At 25.0% G+C, this 7,054-nt stretch carries 8 protein-coding genes; all 8 read right to left on the bottom strand.

Features of this window, described 5'->3' with window-relative positions:
• Nucleotides 1–8: 8 nt before the first annotated feature.
• A complete protein-coding gene (locus tag VN21_RS01085) occupies nt 9–656 on the bottom strand; it encodes an ABC-2 transporter permease (protein WP_046821638.1) in 648 nt (215 codons plus the stop codon).
• Nucleotides 641–1,516 (bottom strand): ABC transporter ATP-binding protein, encoded by an 876-nt coding sequence (locus tag VN21_RS01080; RefSeq protein WP_046821637.1) that lies wholly within the window; start codon nt 1,514–1,516, stop codon nt 641–643. Before VN21_RS01080 ends, VN21_RS01085 begins: the two co-directional genes overlap by 16 nt.
• 38 nt (nt 1,517–1,554) lie before the next feature.
• Nucleotides 1,555–2,826 (bottom strand): radical SAM protein, encoded by a 1,272-nt coding sequence (locus VN21_RS01075; protein WP_052951936.1) that lies wholly within the window; start codon nt 2,824–2,826, stop codon nt 1,555–1,557.
• 467 nt (nt 2,827–3,293) lie between these two features.
• The gene (locus VN21_RS18160) at nt 3,294–3,431 is read right to left on the bottom strand and encodes a cyclic lactone autoinducer peptide (RefSeq protein WP_021428901.1); all 138 of its coding nucleotides are present in this window, start codon (nt 3,429–3,431) and stop codon (nt 3,294–3,296) included.
• Nucleotides 3,412–4,017: an accessory gene regulator ArgB-like protein gene (locus tag VN21_RS01070; RefSeq protein ID WP_046821636.1), complete on the bottom strand. Its 606-nt coding sequence runs from the start codon at nt 4,015–4,017 to the stop codon at nt 3,412–3,414. The genes VN21_RS18160 and VN21_RS01070 overlap by 20 nt, the downstream gene beginning before the upstream one ends.
• Before the next feature lie 61 nt (nt 4,018–4,078).
• A complete protein-coding gene (locus tag VN21_RS01065; RefSeq protein WP_021428873.1) occupies nt 4,079–5,407 on the bottom strand; it encodes an ATP-binding protein in 1,329 nt (442 codons plus the stop codon).
• The gene (locus tag VN21_RS01060) at nt 5,401–6,111 is read right to left on the bottom strand and encodes a LytR/AlgR family response regulator transcription factor (RefSeq protein ID WP_021428698.1); all 711 of its coding nucleotides are present in this window, start codon (nt 6,109–6,111) and stop codon (nt 5,401–5,403) included. Before VN21_RS01060 ends, VN21_RS01065 begins: the two co-directional genes overlap by 7 nt.
• 386 nt (nt 6,112–6,497) lie before the next feature.
• Entirely contained in the window at nt 6,498–6,812 is a 315-nt protein-coding gene (locus VN21_RS01055) for a hypothetical protein (RefSeq protein WP_046821635.1), read from the bottom strand.
• Nucleotides 6,813–7,054: the final 242 nt, after the last annotated feature.

Genomic DNA, 7,054 nt, shown 5'->3' with positions numbered 1-7,054 from the left:
TAGTAAATCTATACTAAATCTTTTTTAGAGTAAATATTTATAGAGACTCTTATAGATATTCCTAAAACAAGTAAAGCTACTAATATTATACCAATGTATTTTACCATATCTGGTACTCTATTTATTATATTTAAGTCTATATTCTCACTTTTAATCCATTTTACAACGGCTGGAAGTGAGAGTGGTGAAATTAAAACAAAGCAAGATGATATATACTTTGTTTTTTCTGTTCCGTATTTATACTGTATTGGTATATAAATCCCAAAGCATACTGATATAACTAAAAACGATATTAATACAGACTTTATACTTAAAAAATTCATTTCTATAGGTGTTATTAATGCTGCTAATATGTATAGTGCATACGTTATGATAAATATTGATGCTATAAATAAGTATTTAGATTTAACTATTTCTGAACGAGAATATGGAATTGTTGTTAGTAGTATGAATCCTTTGTTTTTTTCTTCTAGTCTAGATACCGACCCATATAATATAAACTCCAAAAATAGTATCGTAATAATAAAACTTATAAAACTACTATCAAATCCTCTTGTTTGATAGTTAATAAAAATCGGCCCTGAAATTGAAAACATTATGAAAAATGCCCAAAAGTTTTTAATCATTATAAAGTCTTTTTTTAGAAGGTTAAACATTCGTATGCTCTCCCTTCTATATAAGCTGACATTATATCCTCTATAGTTGGCTCTATCATTGTTATATCATAATTTTTGTTACTAAAAATTGGTGTGTCATGTATAATACCTTCAAAGTACTCTCCGTAATAATTTAAACTTATGAAGGATCTCTTTACCTCTTCATTTAGTATATTTTGTTTTCCTTTAATAATTTTGTGCGAACTTATCAATGCATCTTTCCTTTCATTAAAAATAATTTGTCCCTTATCTATTAAAATTAATTTATCAGCTACTTTTTCTAAATTTAACGTTGTATGAGTGGCGTAAAAGACACCTTTACCTCCATTTTTTATGAACTCTACTAGGATGTCCATCAATTCATTTCTTAGTGATGATTCAATACCACTGGTGGGTTCATCAATTATTAAAAATTTTGCTTTATGAGAAAGTGCTATTGCAATTGAATATTTCATCCTCATACTTTTTGAAAGAACCTCTATCCTTTGATTTAATTTTAAATTAAATCTTTTTACATAATTATTAAAAACTTCCTCATCCCAATTTTCATATGCAGAAGAAATTATATTTTTCATTTCTTTTAAAGATAGATTATTGTAAAAATATCCTTCATCTAATACAATTCCTATCATATTCTTAATTTCATTTTCATTCATGTTTATATCTTTATCAAAAAAACTTATTGTCCCACAATCCTTAAGTATTTGTCCTAAAATAGTCTTAATCATTGTTGTTTTTCCAGATCCATTAACTCCGATAAATGCTGTAAAACAATTTTCCTCTAGTGTAAAACTTATATCATCTAAAGCAAAATCTCCAAAATCTTTTTTAAGTCCTTCAACTGCTAAAATATTTTCCATTTTATTCACCTTTAAAAATTTAATTCTCTATCACACTTTTAATTACTATAAAAACTTCTATGTTCACAATCTTTACGGTCTATTGATTTAAATATAGGGTCTCCTAAATTTAAGAAGTCCTTTATATATTCAGATTTTTCATAGTAAATTTCTTTTATACTCTTTTCAAATATATTTCCTATCCTACTATTAAAATACTCTATTTTATCCATTGTACAAATGTTTATATCTCCATTATAAGAAATTCCTAAATGAGGAGTTAAAAATCCAAAACCTTTGCTTATAAACCTTCTTCCTTCTGTAAAAGATACATTACTTTTATACTTTTTGTTTATTTTTCCCAATATATCATTTACATACTTAAAATCCTGCATATTTAAATATAGTTCACTATCAGCATTTTCTGCCCTTCCCATAAAAGTTACAGGTCTGATTTGATAATCTCTAATCCCTAAATTGTGTACCCACTCTGCAATATCTTCAATTTCATGGATATTTTTTCTTGTAACTATTGTTTCTACCTTCATTTTTACGTTACTCTTAGCAAGCTTTATTATATTACTTTTTACTGTATCTAAAATATTTGGAATTTTAGAAAACCATGTTAAATAATCATTATTTAAACTATGTAAATCAACTTTTGTATATATTTTCGAACTGTTTTTAATGATTATATCTACAATTTCATCTGATATCCCTACTCCATTTACCAAAAGTGATATATTATCAAAGTCTAACTTAATTGCATGTAATAATACTTCTTTAATATTTGTATAAACTGTAGATTCTCCACCTGTAAACTCTATTTTTTTAACACCTATATTTTTTAAATCATGTAACACTCCTTTTATATGTTCCAGTGTTATACAACTCGTCTCTATACAACTAAAATTTCCAAAACAATGCATACACTTTACATTGCATTTATTTGTTATCTCAACTGATGCAACATGTGGATATATGTATTTTTCTATTATATTCATATTAATTTTTTGTGTAGATTCTTGTTCATTGATTTTAATTCCATACAAATTTGTTATCTTATTTAAAAACATAGATAGTTTCTCTCTAGTTTTTTTGCTGCTTTCATTATGCTTTGTTGATAGTAAATATATAATTTCTTCATATGTCTTTGTTCCATCGATTAATCCTATTATCTCTACAGTATTGTTATTTAATTTATAAGTCTGAATATCATCTCTAGTTAATCTTTCATTTTTATAATTATTTTTTATGGCTAATAATGATCTACCAGTCTCATATTTTCTTATTTCTAAATCCTTACTCCAATATAAATATTTATTGACCATAACGTTCCTCCCTTTAATTTAACTTTTAAGTTTAAATCTTTAACTCAGATAATTTAATTTTAAAAATAAAGTCTAAGTCTCAAAATTTAAGTTTTTATAAGTTTGATAAAAGAGATTTATAAAAAACAATTTAATAAATTTTGCTTTATTGTAAATGTCTTATAAGTTGTTTTCCCTTTCACAGTTATAAAGTATCACTGTAAATTTTAATCATCAATAAATATACACAACTTGCAAGTATATAGTATAACTTGCTTCAAAATTCATAAAAATATGAATACATGCTACCTAAAAAACTTATTATCCCTTGAGTAAAATTTAAATCAAATCAATCAAATATATTTAAAAGTTAGTTCTTTATTTCAATTGTTTCATGCGTAAAAAAGAACTAACTTGGCTTTTATTAATAAAAATCGAGTTAGTTCTTTTATTTAATTAAGAAACTTATTTAGGGTAAATAAAGAAACTTATTTAGGGCTTTTTAATTTTTTTGGTACTTTTGGTTGGTGATTATACCATAGGCAAGTTTTATTAGCAGATAAATTCGCTACAGACATTGCCATACCTCCAACACATTTCATGCTTTTATCTAACAGTTTTTTCATATTTGGTGTCCCCCTTATTTTTAATTACTTGTAAAATGAGCATAAAGTTTATCCAACATAATGCTAATGCACTATACACCGTATACTCATATACTTGTTGGACTTGTGAACCTATAATTGTAAATAATAAGAATACTGTAACTCTAATTTTTGCTTTTTTTTGATTGCTAATTAATTCATCATTACTTAAAGGATTGTTAGCATGCTCCGCAGGTGATAATAAATATATACTAGTCCAATTAATTGTGCTTATAGCTATTATCATCACTTCTAAGTGTATGTCGTGTATGCTATCGGCAATTAGAATAGTCGCTAGGTACATACACAGAAATGTCAAAATACACTTTGTATGACTGCTTGCATGATATCCACCTGAATATTGTCTAATGTAGCAATAACATCCTACAAAGACTAATGTTTGTAAAAACTTGTTTAGAATAATTCCTAGAGTTAGTACTAAAATTGAATTTATTAGTGAAGAAATTAATACTTCAAGTCCATAGGAACACACCTCAGTATCTTCACTTTCTATAAAATTCCTATCCTCTAAAAAATATGCTATCTTCTCTGACAAAAGCTTTATCATATTGACTCCCTTGAAATACTTTAATTATTTTATAACACATAAAAATCTAAAAGTCTTAATTTTAGTATAACTTGTCATTATACAGTACAATTGGTATTAAAATATTCAAAATAAACTTATCATCTGTATAATCTATTACAACTTCCCCATTATATTTTTTTACTGATTGCTTGATACTTTTTATTCCTAATCCATGTAAAAACTTATCTTTCTTATCAGTAATAACCTTTCTATCTTTAATATTTATCTTATTAGACTTAGAGTTTTCTGCTTTTAATACAAAGAAACTTTCTATTATCTTACCTTCCAAAGATATATACTTATTACAATCGTTTATCTTTTCACATGCTTCAATAGAATTATCTAACACATTTGAAAAAATACTACATATATCTTCTAACTCCATAAAGTTGCATTTAGTAAAATTTATATTACAATTGAAATTTATATTGTTTTTATCACAAAGCTCTTTCTTATCACTTAAAATTATATCAAGTAACATATTTCCACTATCAAATGTGTTATCATAGCTTTTCAACTGATTTTCTAAGTTACTTATATAATTATTTGAACTATATCCATTTTCATTTAGTTTTTTTATGCATATAATATGGTTTTTCATATCATGATACAACTGTCTTGTTTTTAATTGATTGTCTTTAACCTTCATATAGTACTTATACTGCATATCTACACTTTTTTTCATTACTTTGTATTCTGCCAATAACTTATTGTCTCTTCTAATTTTTCTTATAACTAAAATAATCGAAATGTTTGATAAAAATAACAATATAGAAAAGTTTAATATATGTATTTCGCTTATTAAACCTTGTTGAGAAAATTTAAATAAATATTTAAACACAATGAAAAATGATGTAATGTTACCAATTATAGGAATACCTAGACAAAAAATATCTTTCTTATTTATTTCAATTTCACTTTTAATTATCTTGTATATAACTATATAAAAAATTAATATAATTTTCCCTAATATAATAGATTCCAACCTATAAACATTATTTGAAAGTAAATTACTCATATCATGAATAGAGTTAGCCCTTATTATAAGACTCATACTTAATGCATCTATCCCTAATAAAACCATCCAATACATCAATATGTTTACTATCCCTGTGTAAAAATCTATATCGTAAGTTGTAATATAAAAAACAAAAGTTAATACTATAGATATTGTTATTCTACTATTCGGATATACTTCTGTATGTAATAAGAACAGCATAAAAACTATAATAAACAACATAATTATGTTAATTTTAGTTTTACTAATTCTTTTTTCACTTGTATAGTCAAAAATTTTTTTACATCCCCATAATTCTATTATTGATGAAATCGTGATAACACTTTCCCAAAATAAACGGCTCTTTAACATAACGAGCTCCCTAATAAGCTAGTGAGCCTAACTTTAAACTCTTTATATTTGCCTCTACTTACAGGAATTTCAATATCATTGATTATGATAGAATTATTTCTTAATTCATTTACCTTCTTTAAATTAACCAAATAGCTGTGATGGCACCTAAAAAAGTTATAATTTAAAAGTTTTCTTTCAACTTTTTTCATACTAACTTCAATTGTGTAAGTCTTGTCCTTTGTGTATATAGTGACTTCTTTTCTTTGAACCTCAGCATATAAAATTTCGTCTACTGGAAGAACTATAGTTTCTTTTCTAGACTCTATAGATACTATACTATGTCTGTTTAAATACTCCGATATACAAAGCTTTAATTGTCTTTTAATTTCTTCATATTCAAGTGGCTTAAGTAAATATCTATAAGCCTTGACCTCATATGCTTCAAACACATACTGAGCTATAGCTGTTGTAAAAATTATTTCTACATTGCTATCAAACTCTCTAATTTTTCTAGCTGTATCCATTCCTGATAAATCATTCATTTGGATATCTAAAAACAAAATATCTGCTTTCTTAGGATACGATTCTAATAATTCTTCTCCTGATGAAAACTCTAGCAAATTGTACTCTAAAAACTCTTCCTCTAAAACCTTACATAGAAAATCCCTTAAAATAGATCGATGTACAAAATCATCATCACAAATAATTATTTCTAAACTCATAAAAACCTCCTTATTAAAAGTCAATCCATACTTATTTTTTCATCCCATTTCTTAAACGCCTGTTGTATACAACTAACTTAATACAGTACAGATCTTAAATTAAGTTTTTATTTCTGAATTTCATTTATATTTAATTTTAAGTGTATTTACACATTTCTTATTAGTCAATTTATATTAATTTCTATTTTTAGTCTACTGTGTTAAGTGAGTTGTTATATAGCTACATAACAACTCACACTCTATTTTCCATATCGGTTTTAATTTCAAAATTTTTAGTCTTTTCTATCTATATTTCTATCAAAATTCATATTGATATATCTTATATTTTGTTTTCTATACCCTTATTCAATATTTAAAGAGTGTATTTATTCATGTGTTTATTAAGATTAATATCTTTTATTGAAGTATATATTACAGACAATAATGTTTAGTATTATTGTGCTTATAAGAAGTAATAAAGATCCAAGTGACACCATACTTAAAGTATCCATCATAGCTGTCCAATCCTCTATATTTACTAAATGGTTAATATAAAAAATTTGTAAACATAATGATATCCCACACGCACTAAAACTGGCTACAGATATAAATTCCCAATATCTATTTCCAACCTTATTTTGCATTATGATATTACCTATTGGCAGTATACATGCAATTAATCCAAGCATTAAACTTCCCCTATTTAATAACCCATAATCCATAATAAATTTTCCTCCTACGGTTCCCACTTATATATTATTTTAAGTGAGGCTAATTATAATTATTTAGTAATTAACAACTTTGATTATATTATATATTTCATTATATTACCAATTATAAATTTCTAAAGTGATCTTAGCTGTAGTTCTTAAGCTGAATATGTATACTTAATATTTAAGTTTTTATTAATATCCTAGTTCTCATTTTTAATAATAATTTAATATTTTTTATAATTGTAATTTAA

The sequence above is a fragment of the Paraclostridium benzoelyticum genome (assembly GCF_001006285.1).
Taxonomy (GTDB): domain Bacteria; phylum Bacillota; class Clostridia; order Peptostreptococcales; family Peptostreptococcaceae; genus Paraclostridium; species Paraclostridium benzoelyticum.
The sequence above is the reverse complement of the archived record's forward strand: the minus strand, read 5'-3'. Positions and strand labels throughout refer to the sequence as shown.